Genomic DNA, 20049 nt, shown 5'->3' with positions numbered 1-20049 from the left:
AAGAGCGAACGAAAAACCAATGTCAAGGGAGGGTGTAGGGCGGGAAGGATCGCCGGTTAGCGGAAACTGTCAAAAATCTTGTTAGCCCGCTTTTTGTACAGAGACAGAATTGGCTTTCTCACTCCCGGTAACCGAAAATGCCACGGAAGCGGAATGGAACGTATCCCCGATGCCGATCAACACAGGTTCGTTCACACCCAGTCTCTCGACCGCGACAGCCAGTTGTGCAAGCGAACCGCACCATCGTTGTTCATTGGCACGGCTGACGGAAATCATCACGACCACGGGCGTCGAAGCGGGCATTCCGTGGGCGAGCAGGCAGGACTGGATATCCCCGGCGGTTCGCCCGCCCATATAGAAAACGGTTGTCACGGAGGGGTTCGACAGGGATTGCCAGTCGATATTCTCCGGCAGCTTTCCCTGCCGGGAATGGCCGGTGACGAAGCGAACCGACTGGGCATGGTCGCGATGGGTCAGGGAAACACCCAGGCGCGAGGCCATGGCGCTTGCGGCGGTGATGCCGGGCACAATCTCGACCGGGATATTTTCAGCCTCCAGCGCGGCGATTTCCTCACCTGCGCGCCCGAAAATCATTGGATCGCCGGATTTCAACCGCACCACCCGTTTGCCGGCCTTGGCGAGGCGGATCATCATGTCATTGATATCTTCCTGCCTGCAGCTTTCCCGGCCGCCGCGCTTGCCCACCAGCATGCGCTTCGCCTCCCGCCGCGCCAGTTCCAGCACCTCGGCTGAAACGAGATCGTCGAACAGGATGACATCGGCCGCCTGCAAAGCGCGCACCGCTTTCAGCGTCAGTAGTTCGGCATCGCCCGGTCCGGCGCCCACAAGCGTCACAAGGCCGCGCCCCGATCCTGCCCGCGCAGCCTGCATTCCGATATCCACAAGCAGCCGTTCCTCGCTGCTCTCATCCAGCCTTTCGGTAAAGGCCCGATCGACGAATTTTTCCCAGAAAGAGCGCCGCGACGCACCGGGAGCGAGCCGCAGATTGACGCGCTCGCGGATTGTCTGGGCAAGCGCGCCCCAGTCCTTCAGCGAAAGCGGCAGCAATGTCTCGATGCGCCGGCGGATGGCCTGCGCCAGAATGGGTGCTGCGCCATCGGTGGAGATAGACACCACCACCGGCGAGCGATTGACGATGGAGCCGAACTGGAACTGGCAGAACTCTGGTTTGTCGATGATATTGACGGGAACGCCGGCCGCCCGCGCGGCATCGCAGAAGCTCCCGGCCTCCGCATCGGTCTCGCAATCCGCCAGCGCCAGTTCCGCACCCTCGAAAATATCCGGACCCCACGGACGGTCATGCCATCTCAGTATCTGGCCTTTTGCGACAAGCGCTGCAAAGCTCTCCGACAGCTCGCTTGCCTCGCAATAAAGATGAAGCTCCGCCCCGCAGGCCAGCAGCAGCTCCGCCTTCCAGGCGGCCCCATCCGATCCGCCCGCCAGCACCACGCGCTTCCCCTCAAGCCCCCAGAAGACCGGCAACTTGGCTAATCTTTCCATGCGAGCCGGTTCATTCCGCTGCGGTTTTAAGGCATCCATCGATGATCCCCCTGATTTCGGCGCGGCAGGAGCCGCAATTGGTTCCGGCATTCAACGCCTTGCCGATGGCTTCGACGCTATGGCAGCCGTCGCGGATCGCAGCCGTTATCTGGTTCACCCCCACATTAAAGCAGGAACAGACAGTGGCGCCCGGATCGGCGCGGCCGGCACCGGGGCGACCGGCAACCAGCGCAAAACGCATGCGCAGATCCTCATGACGTTCGGTCAATTGTGAGATCGCCCAGTTGCGGGCAACGGCCACCGGCTCCCTGGCGATGAACAGGGCCGCCAGCAGGATATCGCCGTCGAAGAAGGCAAGGCGCAGGTCGCCCGTCTGCCGGTCGCTATAACCCAGCGGCTCGATCCTGGCCTCTATGCCGAAGACCTGCCTCGCCCAGAGTGTCCAGTCCTGCGGCTCCTCGACAAAGGCAAGCTCCATGCGATAGCCGCCATCGGCTTTGGCCGTGGCCCAATAGGCACAATCCGGCGCACCCGGCCGGATGCGGGAGATGGCGAAACCATAGGCTTTCGCTTCGAAGCGCCGTGCCTTCACCGCCACGTTTTTCGAGGCGGGCTGGCCGGAATGCGGGTCCGTCACCGGGGCAACCACGACATCGATGCGCGCCTGCGACGCGAACTGGTCGTTCCAGTGCATCGGCGCAAATACCGAGCCGCGCGCCTGCCTCTCGCTGACCAGCGCCCGCAGCAGAACCTTGCCATGGGGGCTTTCCAGCTCCACCAGATCGGCGCTTTCTATTCCCAGCGTCTGCGCATCGCGCGGATGAAGCTCGGCGAAGGGTTCGGCGATATGTGCAGTAAGGCGCGCACTTTTGCCTGTGCGGGTCATGGTGTGCCATTGATCGCGGATGCGGCCGGTATTCAGCGTCAGCGGATAATCCGCCGATGTTCTGCCGGTCTCCGGCAGGGTGGTGACAATAAACCGCGCCTTGCCATCGGCATGGTAAAACCGGCCATCGGCGAAAAAGCGGGTAACGACGGCGTCGCCCGGCCCGGCTTTCGGCCATTGAAACGGCGTCATCGCATCATAGGAATTCCGTTCGACACCGCTGATATCGAAATCGCGACTGCCCGCGTTCTCAAAGCCGGAAAGAGCGGCATGTTCCGCAAAAATCTCCGAGGGCTGGCCATAGGCGAAGGCCGTGCCGAAACCCATGCGCCGGCCCACTTCCGCCATTTGCCACCAGTCCGCTTTCGCTTCGCCGGGTGCCGCGAGAAAACCGCGCTGGCGGGAAATGCACCGCTCGGAATTGGTGACGGTGCCGTCCTTTTCCCCCAACCAAGCGATGGCAGAAGCACATGGGCATGGCGGGCCGTATCGGTACTGGCCATGACATCGGACACCACGACGAAAGGACAGGCCCTGATGGCCGCCTCGACGGCACCGGCATCCGGCATGGAAACGACAGGGTTGGTCGCCATGATCCACAGCGCCTTGATGCGGCCTTCGGCCACCGCCCGGAACATATCCACCGCCTTCAGGCCGGGTCTTTGTGCAATGGCGGGTGAGGACCAGAAACGCTGCACGCGGTCGCGGTCTTCGGCACTTTCGATGGCCATATGGGCGGCCAGCATATTTGCCAGCCCGCCGACCTCGCGCCCGCCCATGGCGTTCGGCTGGCCGGTCAGCGAAAACGGGCCCATGCCCGGCCTGCCGATGCGGCCGGTGGCAAGGTGGCAATTGATGATCGCGTTGACCTTGTCCGTGCCGCTCTGCGACTGGTTGACGCCCTGACTGTAACAGGTGACGGTTTTTTCGGTGCGTTCGAACAATTCGTAAAAGGAAATCAGTTCGGCGACTGTCAGGCCGGTGGCCTCGGCGATCTCCGGCAGGCTGTGTGCAGTTGCTGCCTGCGTCGCTGCATCAAAGCCGACCGTGTGATTTTCCACATAACCGCGATCGATTGCGCTGCTGTCGGAAAGATGCGCCAGCAGGCCGGTAAACAGCGCCACGTCTCCATCCGGGCGGATGGCGAGGTGCATGTCGGCAATATCGGCGCTCATCGTCCGGCGCGGATCGATAACGACGACCTTCATTTCCGGCCGTGCCGCCTTTGCCGCCGCAAGCCTTTGGTAAAGCACCGGATGGCACCAGGCGAGATTGGAACCGGTGAGGATCACCAGATCGGCAAGCTCCATATCCTCATAGGTGCCCGGCACCGTATCGGCCCCGAAGGCACGGCGATGGCCGGCGACGGAAGACGACATGCAGAGCCTTGAATTCGTATCGATATTGGCCGAGCCGATGAAACCCTTCATCAGCTTGTTGGCGAGGTAATAATCCTCGGTCAGCAATTGGCCGGAGACGTAAAAGGCAACCGAATCCGGGCCGTGTTCGGCGATGGCTTGAGAGAACCGGGAAGCGACGAGATCAAGCGCTTCGTTCCATGCCACCCGCCTGCCGCTGATTTCGGGGTGGAGCAGGCGACCGTCGAGGTCGATGGTTTCAGCCAGAGCCGAACCTTTGGAGCACAGCCGGCCGAAATTGGCGGGGTGGTCCTGATCGCCTCTGACGGAGACCGCGCCATCGTCTTTGACAGTGGCGATGACGCCGCAGCCGACGCCGCAATAGGGACAGGTGGTTTTTGTTTCAACGGGCATGGGTTTGCCCTCTCAGTGTGCGGCGGTTACCCCTCTCTGTCCTGCCGGACATCTCCCCCTCAAGGGGGGAGATCAATCGCGGCACAAACTTCCATTCACAACTGGCGTCGTCGCCGGTGGAGAGGGAACGAGGAGCCCTCCGCTTGTCGATCTCCCCCTCTGAGGGGGAGATGTCCGGCAGGACAGAGGGGGGTAAAGCCACCGCCATCGCAATTCACTCCGCCGCAATCATCAGGGTTTCGAGCGCTATCGAAAGCCTTCCATCCAGATTACGCACCGGAATGGTCCGCACCTCGCCCTCATCCGCCCCCAGCGCCTTGCCGGTTTCCAGCGAAATGACCCAGTTGTGCAGCGGACATGTCACCGAAGCGCCATGCACGATGCCCTGGCTCAGCGGCCCGCCCTTGTGCGGGCAATGGTCCTCGATGGCGAAGACCTGATTTTCCGCCGTGCGGAACACGGCGATCTTGCCCATCGGCGTTTTGACGCAACGCGCGCCGCGCAGGGGAATGTCGGAGATATCGCCGATATCGATCCAGTTGCTGTCCATCGTTCTCACTCCGCCGCCTCACTGAAACCGATTGCCGCCATGGGCCTGAATTCGTGCTTGTCGTGGCCGGATACGCGTTCCGACCAAGGATCGACCTGCGCGAATTTCTGGCTGAAGACGAAGCGATCGAAATAGGCCTTGCGCTTTTCCGCATCGTCCATGATCTGGCGGCGGATTTCGTCGTAACCGATGCGCTTGGCCCATTTGTAGATGCGCTCGAGATAGCGCGCCTGTTCGCGATACATCTGCGTCAGCGCCACGATATGCTCCAGCGCCTCATCTTCGGTTTTGACAAGACCCAGAACTTCCGTGCCCTTGATATCGAGACCGGCGGCGCCGGCGAAATGGATCTCGAAACCGGAATCGACGCAGATGACGCCGATATCCTTGCAGGTCGCCTCCGCGCAGTTGCGTGGACAGCCGGAAACGGCAAGTTTCAGCTTGGCGGGCGTCCACGAGCCCCACATGAATTTTTCGATGCGGATGCCAAGCCCAGTGGAATCCTGCGTGCCGAAGCGGCACCATTGCTGGCCGACGCAGGTTTTGACCGTGCGCAAACCTTTGGCGTAGGCCTGGCCGGAAATGAAGCCGGCCTTGCCGAGATCGGCCCAGACCGCCGGTAAATCCTCCTTCTCGATGCCGAGAAGATCGATGCGCTGGCCGCCCGTCACCTTCACCATCGGGATTTCGAACTTGTCGACCACATCCGCGATCGCCCGGAGTTCGGTGGAAGATGTGACCCCGCCCCACATGCGCGGCACGACGGAATAAGTGCCGTCCTTCTGGATATTGGCGTGAACACGCTCGTTGATATAACGCGACTGGTAATCGTCGGCATATTCATCCGGAAAATCGCAGACGAGGTAATAATTGAGCGCCGGCCGGCATTTGGCGCAGCCGCAGGAGGTCTTCCATTCCAGCTCCTGCATCACGGCTGGAATGGTTTTCAGACCCTTGGCCTTGATCAGACGGCGCACATCGTCATGGCCGAGATCGGTGCATTTGCACATGGGCTGCACGGCAGCGGGATTATAGCTGTCGCCGAGCGTTATCGTCATCAGCTGCTCGACAAGGCCGGTGCAATTGCCGCAGGAGGCGGATGCCTTCGTGTGGGCGCGCACGTCGTCCAGCGAGGTCAGCCCCTTGGAAGTGATGGCCGAGGTGATCTTGCCCTTGCAGACGCCGTTGCAGCCGCAGATTTCCGCATCATCCGGCAAGGCTGCAACGGCCGCCATAGGGTCCAGCGGCGACCCTCCCTGATAGGCCTGGCCGAAAATCAGGGTTTCGCGCATCGCGGAAATATCGGTCGATTTCTTCATCAGATCGAAGAACCACGACCCGTCCGCCGTCTCGCCGTAAAGCACCGCGCCGATGATGCGGTTTTCCTTGAGGATCAGGCGCTTGTAGACACCGGCCGTGGCATCGCGCAGCACGATTTCCTCGCGGTCGTCGCCTTCCGCGAAATCGCCGGCGGAAAACAGGTTGATGCCGGTGACCTTCAGCTTGGTATTGGTAACGGAGCCATGATATTCGGCCGAACCGCCGCACAGCCGGTCTGCCAGCACCCGCGCCGATTCATAAAGCGGCGCAACGAGGCCATAACACATGCCGCGATGCTCGGCGCATTCGCCAAGCGCATAGATCGAGGCGTCCGACGTCATCATGCCGTCATCCACCACGATGCCGCGATTGACGGCGATGCCAGCCTCCTTGGCAAGACCCGAGGCAGGACGGATGCCGACCGCCATCACCACCATGTCGCCCTTGATGACCCGGCCGTCTTCCAGCTCGATGCCTTCGACCTTCTCCTCACCCAGAATGCATTTGGTATTGGCCTTGGTGATGATGTCGATACCGCGCTCATTGAGCGCTTTTTCGAGAAGATAGGCCGCTGCCGGGTCGAGCTGACGCTCCATGATCGTCGGCATCAGGTGGATGACGGTGACATCCATGCCCTGACGCTTGAGGCCATAGGCGGCTTCCAGCCCGAGAAGACCGGCGCCGATGACGATGGCGCGGCCCTTGCCCTCGGCGATCGCCAGCATCTTCGTCACATCGTCGAGATCGCGGTAGGCGAGCACGCCCGGTAATTGATGGCCGGGGACGGGAATGATGAAGGGCAGCGATCCGGTGGCGATCACCAGCTTGTCGTAGGAAACCGTGATGCCGTTTTCGCTGGTCACGGTCTTCCTGTCGCGGTCGATGCCCGTGACTCTCGCGCCCTTGTGCAGGGTAACGTTATTGGCGGCGTACCATTCGTCATTATGAATGACGATGTCTTCATAGCTCTTTTCGCCTGAGAGCACCGGCGAGAGCAGGATGCGGTCGTAATTGACGCGCGGCTCGGCGTTGAAAATGGTGACGTCGTAAAGGCCGGGTGCGGTTTCGAACAGGTTCTCCAGCATGCGCCCCGGCGCCATGCCATTGCCGATGATGACGAGTTTTTGCGTCATGGTCGTTACTCCGCAGCTTCGACGAAGCGGTGACGTTCGTAAAGGAACTTCAGCACGGCCTCGCGGCATTTGAGGTAGGTCTTGTCGGATGCGAGTTCGATGCGGTTGCGCGGGCGTGCCAGCGGCACCTCCAGCACTTCGCCGATATGGGCGGCCGGACCGTTGGTCATCATCACGATACGGTCGGAGAGCAGCACCGCCTCGTCGACATCATGGGTAATCATGACCATGGTGTTGCCGAGCCGGGCGTGGATTTCCATCACCGCATCCTGGAGATGGGCACGGGTCAGCGCGTCCAGCGCACCGAAGGGCTCGTCCAGCAGCAGGATCTTCGGCTCCATGGCGAGCGCGCGGGCAATGCCGACGCGCTGTTTCATACCGCCAGAAATTTCCGAAGGCTTTTTGTCCTTGGCATGGGCCATCTGCACGAGATCGAGATTGCGCATGACCCAGTCATGCCGCTCGGCCCGGGTCTTGGTATTGCGGAAGACCTTCTCGACAGCGAGGTTGACGTTTTCATAAACCGAAAGCCAGGGCAGCAGGCTGTGGTTCTGGAACACCACGGCGCGCTCCGGACCCGGCTCGTTGACTTCGCGGTTTTCGAGCAGAACGGCGCCGGCAGACACTTTCGTCAGCCCGGCAATGAGGTTGAGCATGGTGGACTTGCCGCAGCCGGAATGGCCGATGACGGAGACGAATTCGCCTTTTTCGATGGTGAGATTGATGCCTTTCAGCACCTCGGCGCGCGAGCCGCCCTTGTCGAAATATTTGTCGATGTGATCGAGCTTCAGATAAGCGTTCATGATTGATTTCTCCTCTGGCGCAATTCCGGACGGAAAACCGGTTCCCACTTTTCCTGGAATTGCCTGTGTCTTAATTGGCCGCAGCGCCGCGGGTGATGACCTTGCCGAGCGCCGCCACCAGCTTGTCGAGCACGAAGCCGACGACGCCGATGTAGACGAGCGCCACGATGATGTCGGGCAAGCGCGAGGAGTTCCACGCATCCCAAATGAAGAAGCCGATGCCGACGCCGCCGGTCAGCATTTCCGCCGCGACGATCGCGAGCCACGAAAGGCCGACACCGATGCGCAGGCCGGTGAAGATGTAGGGTGCCGCCGAAGGCAGCATGATCTTGAAGAAGAATTCCAGCTGGTTGAGCCGCAGCACCTGCGCCACGTTACGGTAGTCCTGCGGAATATTGCGCACGCCGACTGCGGTATTGATGATGACCGGCCAGATGGAGGTGATGAAGATCACGAAAATGGCCGATGGGTTGCTGTCCTGAAAGGCGGCCAGCGAAAGCGGCAGCCAGGCAAGCGGCGGCACGGTGCGCAGCACCTGAAAGATCGGGTCGAGACCGCGCATGGCCCAGACCGACTGGCCGATCACCGCGCCGAGGATGATGCCGGCGATGGCGGCGAGGCCGAAACCGTAAGCCACACGCTCCAGCGAGACAAGCACGCGCCAGCCAAGGCCGATATCCTGCGAACCGTTATGGAAGAACGGCGATACGATGAGATCGTAGCTCTCCTCGAAAACCTGGCTCGGCGGCGGCAGCGATGAGCCGGGGGCGGAACAGAGCAATTGCCAGACGCCTAGCAGAATGGCGAGGACGATGAACGGCGGTACGATGTTGCGGGCCGCCGCAGCACCCCATTTGCGCAGATCGATCCGCGAGGCGGATTTCGGCGCAAGTGCCACGACGTTTGCCTTCTGCGCTACCGGCTGCTGCGGCTCTTCGTTGAATTTTCGGGCCAATGCGGACATGGGCATTTCCTCTTGATTTCGGTTGCGGTCTGGGGCTCGCCCCTCATCCGGTCTTCAGTCGCGCCGGTTGGGCAGCGCACCTGGCGGATGAGGGGCGATACCCCGGGTCTCCTCCTCAGGAGGCCGCCTTGATGGACAGGCTTTCGAGATATGCCGACGGATTTTCCGGGTCGAAGACCTTGCCGTCGAAGAAGGTTTCCTTGCCGCGCGAGGTGGAGGCGGGAAGATCGGCGACGCCGAGATCCTTGGCCGCCGCGCGCCAGATATCCTCACGGTTCACCTTCTCCACCAGCGCCTTCACATCCGTGTCGGGTGCGAATTTGCCCCAGCGGATGTTTTCCGCGATGAACCAGCTGTCATGGCTGCGGAAGGGATAGGAGGCATGGTCCTGCCAGAACTTCATCTGCAGGCCGGTGTTTTCGAGAACACGGCCGTTGCCGTAATTGATATTGCCCTTCAGGCGTCCAAGCACATCCTTCGGCGGCACGTTGAACCATTGGCGTTTGCCGAGGATGGTGGACATTTCCTCCTTGTTCGCCATTTCATCGCACCATTGCTGCGCCTCCATCACGGCCATCAGCAGCGCCTTGGTGGCGTTGGGGTTCTTTTCCACCCAGTCGGCGCGCATGCCGAGCGCTTTTTCCGGATGGCCCTTCCAGAGTTCGCCGGTGGTACAGGCCGTAAAACCGATGCCCTGATTGACGAGCTGCTCGTTCCAGGGTTCGCCCACACAGAAGACGTCCATGTTGCCGACCTTCATATTGGCGACCATCTGCGGCGGCGGAACGACGATGGTGGAGACATCCTTGTCCGGGTCGATGCCGCCGGCGGCAAGCCAGTAGCGGATCCAGAGATCATGCGTGCCGCCGGGGAAGGTCATGGCGGCCTTGATTTCCTTGCCTTCGGCCTTCTTCTTCTCGAAAGCCGCCTTCAACTTGGAAGCATCGAGCTGAACGCCGGTCTCTGCATATTCCTTGGCGACGGAAATGCCCTGGCTGTCGAGGTTGAGGCGGGCGAGGATGGTCATCGGCACCGGCACATTGTTCTGGGTCACCTTGCCGGTATGCATGAGATAGGGCATCGGTGTCAGAATATGCGCGCCATCGATGCCGTTCGAGGCGCCGCCGAGCACGAGATTGTCGCGCGTCGCACCCCAGGAGGCCTGTTTCAGAACCTCGACATCCGGCATGCCATGTTTGGCGAACAGGCCCTTTTCCGCCGCAATGATGAGCGGGGCGGCATCGGTGAGCGCGATAAAACCGATTTTCGCGCCTTTCACTTCGGGCTCGGCGGTGGCTGCGAAAGCACCGGACGGAAAGGCCACGCGCACGGCGCTGACAAGGGCCGCGGCGGCTGTCGTCTTCAGTATCGTGCGGCGGCTGACATCGCCGGAGAATATCTTTTTCATTCGCATGTTCCCCTTATTGGGCCACCTCTGCGGGTGACGTTTTCGCTTGCGAAAAAACCTGAAAATAAAAAAACGCCGCTCGGTGTTTGCGCCTGCGGAACGGGAGGGGTTCCGGGCAGCAAAACCTTGCGACGTCTGTGTCTTCTGAAAGCGCCTATGCCGCGCCTTGCTTGCCCCGATCGCCGTTGACCGGTGCAAAAAACAAAAAGCAAAAGGCGTGCCAGTTTATAAAAACAAGATTATATTATTGAAAATAAAAGAGTATTTTTGCAAATCGATCTACTGATTAAATTTTAATCATCATGTTTTTTGTCTTCCATTTGTGCAAAGAGAAGAATCCTGCGCTTGAAATTTGCGCAGCCCCAAAGGCACGACGCCGCTTACGTCTCGCCTGAAGTCGGAGAAAACGGCGCGGCGGTGCGCACGGAAAAGGCGTTCACGTAGCCGGTAATGTCGGCGGGATCGAATATGAGGCCATCCACGAAACGGTCCTGCTCTTCCTGCCCTTCGATGCGGATATCGGCATCGTCAGGTGCGTTGGCGTCGCCCAGCGCCGCCCGATAAATATCCGGCCGGTAGGCAGACAGGGCCGCCTCCACACCGGCCTGTGAAAATTCGGCCTGCCCCCAGCGGATCATCTGGCTGTAGATCCACAATGCCTGGCTCTGGCGCGGATAATTGGCGTGACCGCCGTGGAAGATGAAATAATTGTCGATCACCCGGCGGTTGCCCTGGCTGTCGATGCTGAATTCACCGGCAAGCACACGACGGATGATGCCTTCCGGTGCGCCGATATAGCGGGGATCGGCAAGGGCTGCGCTCAGATCATCGTGATTTTCGGCAAGGTCGCACCAGCGCGCGGCGGCATCGAGCGCCGTCAGCAGCCGTCCGACCGTTTCCTGCTGGTTTTCCGCCCATTCGGGTCGCATGCCGATGACCTTTTCCGGTGCGGAAGGCCACAAATCCTGTTTGGCCGCAACGATGCGACCGACACCGCGCTCGGCGGCGACGATGTTCCACGGCGCTCCGACGCAGAAACCGTCAATGGCCCCTGCGGCAAGCGCATCCGAGGTCAATGGCGGCGGCACCACCACAAGCTTGACATCGTGATCGGGGTGAATGCCGCCGGCGGCAAGCCAGTAGCGAAACTCGTAATTATGCGATGAAAACGGATAGGTCATGCCGAGCGTTGGCGGCGGCTCGCCGCGGGTGCGCATATCATCGAGCACCCGCTTCAACGCCTCGGCGTTTTCAAGCGCTCCTGCCGTTTCGGAAAGCCCGGTCAAAACCTTCATCCGCGCAAACAGCCGCGTCGAAAGCGTGATCGCATTGCCGCCGCGTCCGAGTGAAAAGGGCGTGATGGTCGGCGACGGGTTGGAGCCGAGCCCAAGCATGGAAGCGACGGGCATCGGCGACAGCATGTGGGCGATATCGAATTGCCGAAACGCCAGCCGGTCGCGCACATTCGCCCAGGAAACATCCTTGACGAGATCGAGCGAAAGGCCTTCGCGTTCCGCGAAACCGAATTCGGCCGCAGCAATCAGGACGGATGCGTCGACAAGCGGAATAAAGCCGGCGCGCAGGATTTTCTGCCGGTCGCTGCCGACGATTGCCGGTGCTTGCGTTACTCCGCTGTCTGATCCGGCCGTTTTTTCCGGTGCCGCCATATCATGCACTCCTTACTGTCCGACCGGCGGTTCGTCACATCAACAGACCGGCCGCGGTGACCACGCTTTGCGCGATCTCGGAAATCTTCTTCTTCTCATTCATCGCGGTTTGCCGCAAAAGCGCAAAGGCCTCCTCTTCGGAAAGGCCGCGCATCTTCATCAAAATGCCCTTGGCGCGCTCGATGACCTTGCGTTCCTCAAGCGCCGATTTCGCTTCGGCAAGTTCCCGCTGCAGACGGCTGAAGGCATTGAAACGGCTGACCGCCATATCGAGAATGGGTTTGACCCGCTCCTTCTTCAGCCCGTCCACCACATAGGCGGAAACGCCCGCCTCGACGGCCGCCTCGATGGACGCCGTGTCGGAACGATCGACAAACATGGCGATCGGCCGGCCGACCGTTCGGGTGAGCTGGAATAGATGCTCCATCATGTCACGATTGGGATTTTCAAGATCGATGAAGATGACATCGGGCTGCAGCGTCTCGATGGTGCGCGCCACCCCGTTCACTTCGTGGATGACCGTGACGCGATGATAGCCGGCCTCGCGCAGCCCCTCCTCGATGATGGAGGCGCGGATCGCGTTTTCGTCGATAACGAGAATGGTCAGGTCGCGAAGCGTCATGTCAGCATTGATGACGCAGCGCAGCAAACTTGGCAATCGCCTGCGGATGCAAAAAATGGCGGGAGCGGCAAGGGTCGTTTCCTCCCCTGCCGCGCATCATGTCAGGAAGCGTGTTCGACGGCGCGTTCAAGCGCCTTCAGAACCGTCCGCTCGGACAGATTGAGATAGATTTCCATCTCGTCGCCGGCCTCTTGCGCCTTGCCTTCTTCCATCAGCGACAGAATCTTGCTGTTCATGTCCACGAAGGGGGAATGAAGCTGTTCGGGATCTTTCAGCAAGCCGAAACAAAGCCTGAGTTCAGCGGCGATACGCTCGTAAAAATCGCTGAGGCGGGCGCTGTCGAGAAGATCGACGACGGCGGCGTGAAACTTCATGTTGGCGCTGCCCACACCCAGCCAGTCGGCATCTTCGCGCTTGACCTTGGCATCCTCTACCGCTGCCCGCATCGTCTTGATTGCGGTATGCTTGTGCCAGGCCTGGCGAAGCGCGCCGCATTCCACCATGCGCCGCACCCGATAAATATCGATGACCGAGGACATGGTGGGAACGGCGACGAACACGCCGCGATTTGCCTCATGGCGCAGAAGCCCGTCCTTGGTCAGCAGCCGAAAGGCTTCGCGCAGCGAATTGCGCGAGACGTCGAAACGTTCACTGAAGGCTGCCTCTGAAAGGCGCTGTCCCGGCATCAACTCGCCGGAGATCAGCAGGGTGCGAATGCCCTTGGCCAATCGATCCGCAAGCGGCAGACCCTCTATCGTTTCGGTCATGGCGCTCCTTTCCTTAAGAGCAATGCAGCATCGGGAATTCCGTGACAGGCATGTTCGGACACGGCATGATTGCCCTTAAAGCGTGTCGCGGAGCTTTCAGACCAGCTCCTTACGCTTTAAGCCATTGTTGGCGCATGTCGTTATCGCAAACCGCTGCACACTTTGCGCGACATGCTTTAGCACAAAGCATTAGCAAAGCACGAAAAAAACGTGATGAATTCCCGCGCATAACGTCCAACAAATAGACAGAATAAGAGAACGATTATTATTTATTGTTGAACAATATTGACAATTTCACGGAACAGGACAAGATCGTCCGCATAAAGCATCCGCGAGGGGCGGATTGCGACAGGAGCGGAGAAAATCCATGGAGCAGAACAAGCTCTCGCCCGCCGACCCGAATGAGGTTGCGCGCAAGGCGAAAAATCAACGTTATGCCTTGCTTTCGGCAATGTTCCTGATGTCGATGTCGGCCGTCGGGCCGGGCTTCATCACGCAGACTGCGAATTTCACGGTGAAACTGGGCGCCGCCTTCGCATTCGCCATCATTATTTCCATCCTGATCGACTTCGTCGTACAGGCCAATATCTGGCGCATCGTTACCATCACCCGCATGCGGGCACCGGCGATTGCCAATGCCGCCATTCCGGGCTCGGGTTATCTACTCGCCATTCTTGTCATCATCGGCGGCCTGTTCTTCAACATCGGCAATATCGGCGGCGCCGGTCTGGGCTTCAACGCCATGATCGATCTCGATCCGAAGATCGGCGGCGCGATCGGCGCACTGGCAGCCATCGGCATCTTCCTGTCCCGTCGCGCAGGCATCGCGATGGACCGCGTGGTTTTCGTCGCGGCCTTCGTCAAACTGGCGCTGATCCTTTATGCGGCATATGTCTCCGGACCGCCGGTAGCGGAAGCCTTTCGCCAGACCTTCCTGCCCGACACGATCGATTTCGTTACCATCACCACCATCGTCGGCGGCACGGTCGGCGGCTATATCACTTATGCCGGCGCGCATCGCCTGCTGGACAAGGGAATGGTGGGCGTTGAAAATATCAGCGCGGTCAATCGCGCGGCGTTGAGCGGCATCGCCATCACCGGCGTATTGCGCTATATCCTGTTCCTTGCCATCCTCGGTGTGGTCGCCAGCGGCGTGGTCATCGATCTGTCCGGCAAGGCGGCAAACCCTGCAGGCCAGGCCTTCCATGCCGCTGCCGGGCGATATCGGCTTCCGCCTCTTCGGCGCGGTTTTCCTCGCCTCAGCCATGACCAGCATCATCGGTGCGGCCTATACCTCCGTGTCGTTCCTGACCGCTTTCAAGCCTGACATAACGGAGCGCCAGCGTAATCTGGCAACGGTTGGCTTCATTGCCATCTCGCTGATCGCCTATATCATCATCACCACACCGCCTGCAGCCATGCTCGTCTTCGTCGGCGGCCTCAACGGTCTCGTTCTACCGATCGGCCTTTCGATCTTCATGTATGCCGCGTGGAAACGCGCGGATCTGATGCATGGATATCATTATCCGCGCTGGCTGCTGGTGCTTGGCGTGCTGACCTGCGCACTCACCTGGTATATGGCCTACAAGTCGGCGGGCGCGATCTTTGCACTGCTCGGCTACTGATAGAATTAGAGGGAGGCAAACATGGCCGCTATCGATCTCAACAGCGATCTTGGCGAAAGTTACGGCGCATGGCGCATGGGAGACGATGAGGCGATGCTCGCCATCGTTTCCAGCGCCAACATCGCCTGCGGATTTCATGCCGGCGATCCGGCCGGTATCTACCGCACCGTCAAGGCCGCCGCCGAAAAGGGCGTGGTCGTCGGCGCCCATGTTTCCTATCCGGACCGCGTCGGCTTCGGCCGCCGCGATCTGGACGCGACCTCGGAAGAACTGATTGCCGACGTCATCTACCAGATCGGCGCGCTGAAAGGCGTTGCCGCCGCTGCCGGTACCACGGTGCGTTACGTCAAGCCGCATGGCGCGCTTTACAACCGCATCGCCAACGACGCGAAACAAGGGCAGGCCGTGATCGACGGCATCAGAGCCATCGATCCTTCGCTGGTGCTGATGGGTCTCGCGAATGCACCTATCCTCGATCTTGCCCGCAAGGCAGGTCTTGCCGTTGTCGCCGAAGCTTTCGCGGATCGCGCCTATACGCCTCAGGGCCAGCTCGTCTCCCGCCGCGAGGCCGGTGCCGTGCTGCATGACGCGGCGAAAATCGCCGACCGCATGGTACAGCTTGCCCGCGAAGGCACGCTGGAGGCGATCGATGGCAGCATCATAAAGATCGAGGCGCAATCCATCTGCGTGCACGGCGACAGCCCCGGTGCCGTCGCCATTGCCCAGGAAATCCGCCGCCGTTTCGAGGCTGATGGCATCGACATCCGCTCCTTCGCATCCAATCGCTGAAAGGATAGCCGATGACGATACCGACATCCTATCTCAATCACACGGACGCCGACGCCGCACGAAAGGCCCGCGCGACCTATCGCGGTGGCCTCGTCGCCCCGACCTCCGGCATTGCACCCGGCTTCACGCAGGCGAACATGATCGTGCTGCCGCGCGACTGGGCCTTCGATTTCCTGCTTTATGCACAGCGCAATCCGAAACCCTGCCCGGTGCTGGATGTTTCCGATCCCGGTTCGCCCACCACGCTTCTGGCGCCCGGTGCCGATCTGAGAACCGACCTGCCACTCTACCGCATCTGGCGGGACGGCAAGCTCGTCGAGGAAACGGCTGACGCCACCGCCGCCTGGGCGGAGCGCGACGATCTCGTCGCCTTCCTGATCGGCTGCAGCTTCACCTTCGAAACGCCGATGGTGGAAGCGGGCATCGAAATCCGCCACATGACCGACAAGAGCAATGTGCCGATGTATCTCACCAACCGGCCCTGCCGCCCGGCCGGTCGGCTGAAGGGCAATATGGTCGTTTCCATGCGGCCGATCCCGGCCTCACGCGTCGCCGATGCTGCGACCATTTCAGGACGTTTTCCGGCCGTGCACGGGTCACCCGTGCATGTCGGCGCACCGGAAGAGATCGGCATTACCGATCTTGCAAAGCCTGATTTCGGCGATGCGGTGCGGATAGAGCCGGGTGAAATCCCGGTGTTCTGGGCCTGCGGCGTGACCCCGCAGGCGGCCGTGATGGCGTCGGGCGTACCCTTTGCGATCACCCATGCGCCGGGGCACATGTTCATCACCGATATTCCCGATTCCGCCTATCACGCGTGAGGATATGATGCGTTTTCTCCCCGTCAGCCTCACAACCATTCTTGTCGAACTGGCCGATCTCGATGAAACGCTGGCGCTTTTCGCCTCGCTTCAGAACGATCCGGTCGAGGGCATCGAAGAGACGGTGCCGGCTGCCCGCACCCTGATGATCCGCTTTCGTCCTGAAAAGATCGGTGCCGAAGCGCTGGCCGCGCGGCTGGCAAGCCGCGATCTCTCGGCAAAAATCGCGCCTTCGGACAATCTCGTTGAAATCCCCGTCCACTATAATGGTGAGGATCTTGCCGATGTTGCCGAATTGACCAGCATAAGCATCGAAGAAGTGATACGCCGCCACACCGAAAGCGAATTCACCGTGGCCTTTTGCGGCTTCGCTCCCGGCTTCGGGTATCTGGTCGGCGGCGATCCGGCGCTGCATGTGCCGCGCCGGCAAAGCCCGCGCACCCGCATTCCGGCTGGTTCAGTGGCGCTGGCCGGCGCCTTCAGCGGCGTCTATCCGCAAAACAGCCCCGGCGGCTGGCAGATCATCGGCACCACGCCGGTCAAGATGTGGGATATAGACCGCGATCCCGGCGCGCTTTTCCAGCCGGGTTACCGGGTGCGTTTCTTCGACATGGACAAGGCCGACAGAACGGTCGATATACCCCTCTCCGTACCGCGCGCCTCCCAGCCTGAGACGAGAAAAGAAGGCCCGCATTTCGAGGTGCTCGCCGCCCCCATGCCCGCCATCTTCCAGGATCTCGGTCGCTTCGGCCAGACCGGACAGGGCGTTTCGGCCTCCGGCGCGCTGGATCGCGGTGCGTTCAATGCCGCAAACCGCATCGTCGGCAACCCCGTCAACACGCCTTGTCTCGAACTGACGCTCGGCGGATTTTCCTTTAAAAGCACGAGCCGCGCCGTCATTGGCATTGCAGGCGCCCCCTGCCCTGTCACGATCACCACGGCAGATCGCAGTTTCGTGGCCAAGACCCATGGCCCGGTGTCGCTCGAACCCGGTGATGTGGTGACCTTCGGCCAGCCGCGGAAGGGTATGCGATGTTATCTTGCGGTGCGCGGCGGTTTCGATGTCGAGCCGGTGCTGGGGAGTTTTGCAACGGATACGCTGGCGGTCGTCGGTCCCGAGCCGGTTGGCGCAGGCACGATCCTTTCGCTCAAGGGTAAGAAGAACGGTCTTTCCAGCGTGTCGATCGAGGAGGTTCCAGCCTTCGAGCCGCCGGCGACTGGCGAGGTCGTGACACTCGACGTCGTGCTCGGCCCGCGTACCGACTGGTTCACGCCGAAGGGCATCGAGACCCTGACCGGCCAGCTCTGGCAGGTCACCCCGCAATCGAACCGTGTCGGCATCCGCCTTGCGGGCGAGGTGCCGGTGGAACGCAAGGATAGCGCCGAATTGCCGAGCGAAGGCACGGCGACCGGTGCGATCCAGATTCCCCATAGCGGCCAGCCGGTTCTCTTCCTTGCCGATCACCCGCTGACCGGCGGTTATCCCGTCATCGGCGCAGTCGCCGAATATCATCTCGATCTTGCGGGACAAATCCCCGTCAACGCCAAAATCAAATTCCGCCCGATCGGCCCCTTCGCCGAAATCGCGGCCAAGAACACAGAATTCGGAGGAGAAGAGCGATGAAAAAAGTGCTGATTGCCAATCGCGGCGAGATCGCGGTGCGCATCATCCGCGCATGTCGCGATTACGGCCTGCAATCGGTCGCCGTTTATGCCGATCCCGATCAGGATGCGCTTTTCGTCCGGTTGGCGGATGAGGCCTATGCGCTGGAGGGCGTGCGTCCCGCCGAGACCTATCTCGATATCGCCAAGCTGATTGCGATTGCCAAACGCGCCGGTGCGGATGCCGTGCATCCCGGTTACGGTTTCCTGTCCGAGCGCGCCGAATTTGCGCGTGCCGTTCTCGATGCCGGTCTCATCTGGATCGGCCCCGATCCGCATGTCATCGAGGCACTGGGCGACAAGGTAGAGGCGCGGCGCATTGCCACCGGCGTCGGCGCACCGCTGGTCGCCGGCAGTGACGGCCCCGTCGCTTCCGCCGCCGAAGTCACCGCCTTTGCGGAACAACACGGCCTGCCCGTCGCCATCAAGGCGGCCCATGGCGGCGGTGGTCGTGGCCTGAAGGTTGCGTGGAAGATGGAAGAGATCGCCGATCTCTACGAATCCGCCGTGCGCGAGGCAACGGCCGCCTTCGGCCGTGGCGAATGTTTCCTTGAGCGTTTCCTCGACCGGCCACGCCATATCGAGGCGCAGGTTCTGGCCGACAAGCATGGCAATGTGCTCGTCCTCGGCACCCGCGACTGCTCGCTGCAGCGCCGGAACCAGAAGCTGATCGAGGAGGCTCCTGCTCCGTTCCTCTCCGACGAACAGCGGCAGAAAATCCATGCGGCTGCCAAGGCTATCTGCGCCGCTGCCGGTTATTCCGGCGCCGGCACCGTGGAATTCCTGCTCGGCGTCGATGGCACGATTTCCTTCCTTGAGGTCAATACGCGCCTGCAGGTGGAACATCCCGTTACCGAAGAAACCACCGGTATCGATCTCGTTATCGAACAGTTCCGCATCGCCGAAGGCCATAAGCTGCGGGTCCTCGAAACGCCGGAACCGCGTGGCCATTCGATGGAATTCCGCATCAATGCCGAAGATCCCGGTCGAGGCTTCCTGCCGACCCCCGGCTCGATCTCGCTTTTCGACGCACCCTCCGGTCCCGGCATTCGCGTGGACAGCGGCGTCGTCAGCGGCTCCAGCGTGCCGGGCGTATTCGACTCGCTGATGGCGAAGCTCATCGTCACGGGTGCCGACCGCGATCAGGTCCTGCGCCGCGCCCGCCGCGCGCTGAAGGAATTCCGCATCGAAGGCATCGCCACGGTGCTGCCCTTCCATAGGGCGGCGATTGAAACCGAAGACTTCATCGGTACGGACGGTTTCAAGGTTCACACCCGCTGGATCGAGACCGATTTCGCCGCCATGCCGGATGCGATGGAGCGCCCGACACCGGCCGAAGACCCTTCCGTCACCCGCACTTTCCTGGAAATCGACGGCAAGCGTGTATCGGTCGGTCTGCCCAGCCTGCTGCTCTCCAGCCTCGGTGCGGTTAGCGGCAGCAGCGCGGCGGTTCCCGGCGCCGCCACGCCCAAGGAAAAGGAAGGCGAAATCACCGCCCCGGTTTCCGGCACGCTTCAATCCTTCAAGGTGAAAGACGGGGACACGGTTTCGCAAGGCGATCTTCTGGCCGTTATGGAGGCCATGAAGATGGAGACGCAAATTGTCGCCACCAAGGCCGGCAAAGTTCGCCTGATCGTCAAGGAAGGCGACTATCTGCAGGCGGGCGCTGCCCTCCTCGACATAGCCGGCTAATATACGAACGGCCAGCCGGCCTCACAATTGCAGATCGCGTATGGCCG

General features: G+C 61.1%; 13 protein-coding genes and 2 pseudogenes. 5 read left to right on the top strand and 10 right to left on the bottom strand.

What is annotated here, in order from left to right:
- Window positions 1–81: 81 nt before the first annotated feature.
- From cysG to O3W47_RS04875, 10 genes and pseudogenes are all read right to left on the bottom strand, one after another.
- Window positions 82–1560: a siroheme synthase CysG gene (cysG, locus tag O3W47_RS04920; protein ID WP_170985906.1), complete on the bottom strand. Its 1479-nt coding sequence runs from the start codon at window positions 1558–1560 to the stop codon at window positions 82–84.
- Window positions 1532–4179, bottom strand: a pseudogene (locus tag O3W47_RS04915) (nitrate reductase). Before O3W47_RS04915 ends, cysG begins: the two are co-directional and overlap by 29 nt.
- Window positions 4180–4393: 214 nt before the next feature.
- Window positions 4394–4729, bottom strand: coding sequence for a nitrite reductase small subunit NirD (gene nirD, locus O3W47_RS04910; RefSeq protein ID WP_003519747.1), 336 nt, complete (start codon window positions 4727–4729; stop codon window positions 4394–4396).
- 5 nt (window positions 4730–4734) lie between these two features.
- Complete coding sequence (gene nirB, locus O3W47_RS04905) at window positions 4735–7182, bottom strand: nitrite reductase large subunit NirB (protein WP_269313127.1); 2448 nt, start codon at window positions 7180–7182, stop codon at window positions 4735–4737.
- Between the two features lie 5 nt (window positions 7183–7187).
- Window positions 7188–7985 (bottom strand): ABC transporter ATP-binding protein, encoded by a 798-nt coding sequence (locus O3W47_RS04900; RefSeq protein ID WP_003497964.1) that lies wholly within the window; start codon window positions 7983–7985, stop codon window positions 7188–7190.
- 70 nt (window positions 7986–8055) lie between these two features.
- On the bottom strand, window positions 8056–8949 hold the full coding sequence (ntrB, locus tag O3W47_RS04895) for a nitrate ABC transporter permease (RefSeq protein WP_137005157.1): 894 nt from the start codon (window positions 8947–8949) through the stop codon (window positions 8056–8058).
- 115 nt (window positions 8950–9064) lie between these two features.
- Window positions 9065–10357 (bottom strand): CmpA/NrtA family ABC transporter substrate-binding protein, encoded by a 1293-nt coding sequence (locus tag O3W47_RS04890; RefSeq protein WP_080857579.1) that lies wholly within the window; start codon window positions 10355–10357, stop codon window positions 9065–9067.
- A 380-nt stretch (window positions 10358–10737) separates the two neighbouring features.
- Complete coding sequence (locus O3W47_RS04885) at window positions 10738–12024, bottom strand: CmpA/NrtA family ABC transporter substrate-binding protein (protein WP_269313126.1); 1287 nt, start codon at window positions 12022–12024, stop codon at window positions 10738–10740.
- A 34-nt stretch (window positions 12025–12058) separates the two neighbouring features.
- Window positions 12059–12646, bottom strand: coding sequence for an ANTAR domain-containing response regulator (locus tag O3W47_RS04880; protein ID WP_003519752.1), 588 nt, complete (start codon window positions 12644–12646; stop codon window positions 12059–12061).
- A 101-nt stretch (window positions 12647–12747) separates the two neighbouring features.
- Window positions 12748–13413 carry a GntR family transcriptional regulator gene (locus O3W47_RS04875; protein ID WP_080819699.1) on the bottom strand — a complete coding sequence of 222 codons (666 nt, stop codon included), beginning with the start codon at window positions 13411–13413 and terminating at the stop codon, window positions 12748–12750.
- Window positions 13414–13780: 367 nt separating this feature from the next.
- Between O3W47_RS04875 and O3W47_RS04870 the strand changes: the two are divergent.
- The 5 genes and pseudogenes from O3W47_RS04870 (at window position 13781) to O3W47_RS04850 (ending at window position 20002) form a co-directional block, all read left to right on the top strand.
- A pseudogene (locus O3W47_RS04870) lies at window positions 13781–15038 on the top strand (NRAMP family divalent metal transporter).
- A gap of 21 nt (window positions 15039–15059) precedes the next feature.
- Window positions 15060–15827, top strand: a complete 768-nt coding sequence (locus O3W47_RS04865) for a LamB/YcsF family protein (RefSeq protein ID WP_269313125.1) — start codon at window positions 15060–15062, stop codon at window positions 15825–15827.
- 11 nt (window positions 15828–15838) lie between these two features.
- The gene (locus O3W47_RS04860; protein ID WP_269313124.1) at window positions 15839–16648 is read left to right on the top strand and encodes a putative hydro-lyase; all 810 of its coding nucleotides are present in this window, start codon (window positions 15839–15841) and stop codon (window positions 16646–16648) included.
- A gap of 7 nt (window positions 16649–16655) precedes the next feature.
- Window positions 16656–18272, top strand: a complete 1617-nt coding sequence (locus O3W47_RS04855; protein ID WP_269313713.1) for a 5-oxoprolinase/urea amidolyase family protein — start codon at window positions 16656–16658, stop codon at window positions 18270–18272.
- Window positions 18269–20002, top strand: a complete 1734-nt coding sequence (locus O3W47_RS04850) for an acetyl/propionyl/methylcrotonyl-CoA carboxylase subunit alpha (RefSeq protein WP_269313123.1) — start codon at window positions 18269–18271, stop codon at window positions 20000–20002. Before O3W47_RS04855 ends, O3W47_RS04850 begins: the two co-directional genes overlap by 4 nt.
- Window positions 20003–20049 lie beyond the last annotated feature (47 nt).

Source organism: Agrobacterium sp. LMR679 (assembly GCF_027157905.1).
In the GTDB taxonomy this organism is placed as follows: Bacteria; Pseudomonadota; Alphaproteobacteria; order Rhizobiales; family Rhizobiaceae; genus Agrobacterium; species Agrobacterium leguminum.
Note: the sequence above shows the minus strand (reverse complement) of the source record. Positions and strands in the feature narration are given on the sequence as shown.

Coding starts and splice junctions, on each gene's coding strand:
- cysG (WP_170985906.1), bottom strand. CDS start 1,560: ATGGATGCCTTAAAACCGCAGCGGAATGAACCGGCTCGCATGGAAAGA.
- nirD (WP_003519747.1), bottom strand. CDS start 4,729: ATGGACAGCAACTGGATCGATATCGGCGATATCTCCGACATTCCCCTG.
- nirB (WP_269313127.1), bottom strand. CDS start 7,182: ATGACGCAAAAACTCGTCATCATCGGCAATGGCATGGCGCCGGGGCGC.
- O3W47_RS04900 (WP_003497964.1), bottom strand. CDS start 7,985: ATGAACGCTTATCTGAAGCTCGATCACATCGACAAATATTTCGACAAG.
- ntrB (WP_137005157.1), bottom strand. CDS start 8,949: ATGTCCGCATTGGCCCGAAAATTCAACGAAGAGCCGCAGCAGCCGGTA.
- O3W47_RS04890 (WP_080857579.1), bottom strand. CDS start 10,357: ATGAAAAAGATATTCTCCGGCGATGTCAGCCGCCGCACGATACTGAAG.
- O3W47_RS04885 (WP_269313126.1), bottom strand. CDS start 12,024: ATGGCGGCACCGGAAAAAACGGCCGGATCAGACAGCGGAGTAACGCAA.
- O3W47_RS04880 (WP_003519752.1), bottom strand. CDS start 12,646: ATGACGCTTCGCGACCTGACCATTCTCGTTATCGACGAAAACGCGATC.
- O3W47_RS04875 (WP_080819699.1), bottom strand. CDS start 13,413: ATGACCGAAACGATAGAGGGTCTGCCGCTTGCGGATCGATTGGCCAAG.
- O3W47_RS04865 (WP_269313125.1), top strand. CDS start 15,060: ATGGCCGCTATCGATCTCAACAGCGATCTTGGCGAAAGTTACGGCGCA.
- O3W47_RS04860 (WP_269313124.1), top strand. CDS start 15,839: ATGACGATACCGACATCCTATCTCAATCACACGGACGCCGACGCCGCA.
- O3W47_RS04855 (WP_269313713.1), top strand. CDS start 16,656: ATGCGTTTTCTCCCCGTCAGCCTCACAACCATTCTTGTCGAACTGGCC.
- O3W47_RS04850 (WP_269313123.1), top strand. CDS start 18,269: ATGAAAAAAGTGCTGATTGCCAATCGCGGCGAGATCGCGGTGCGCATC.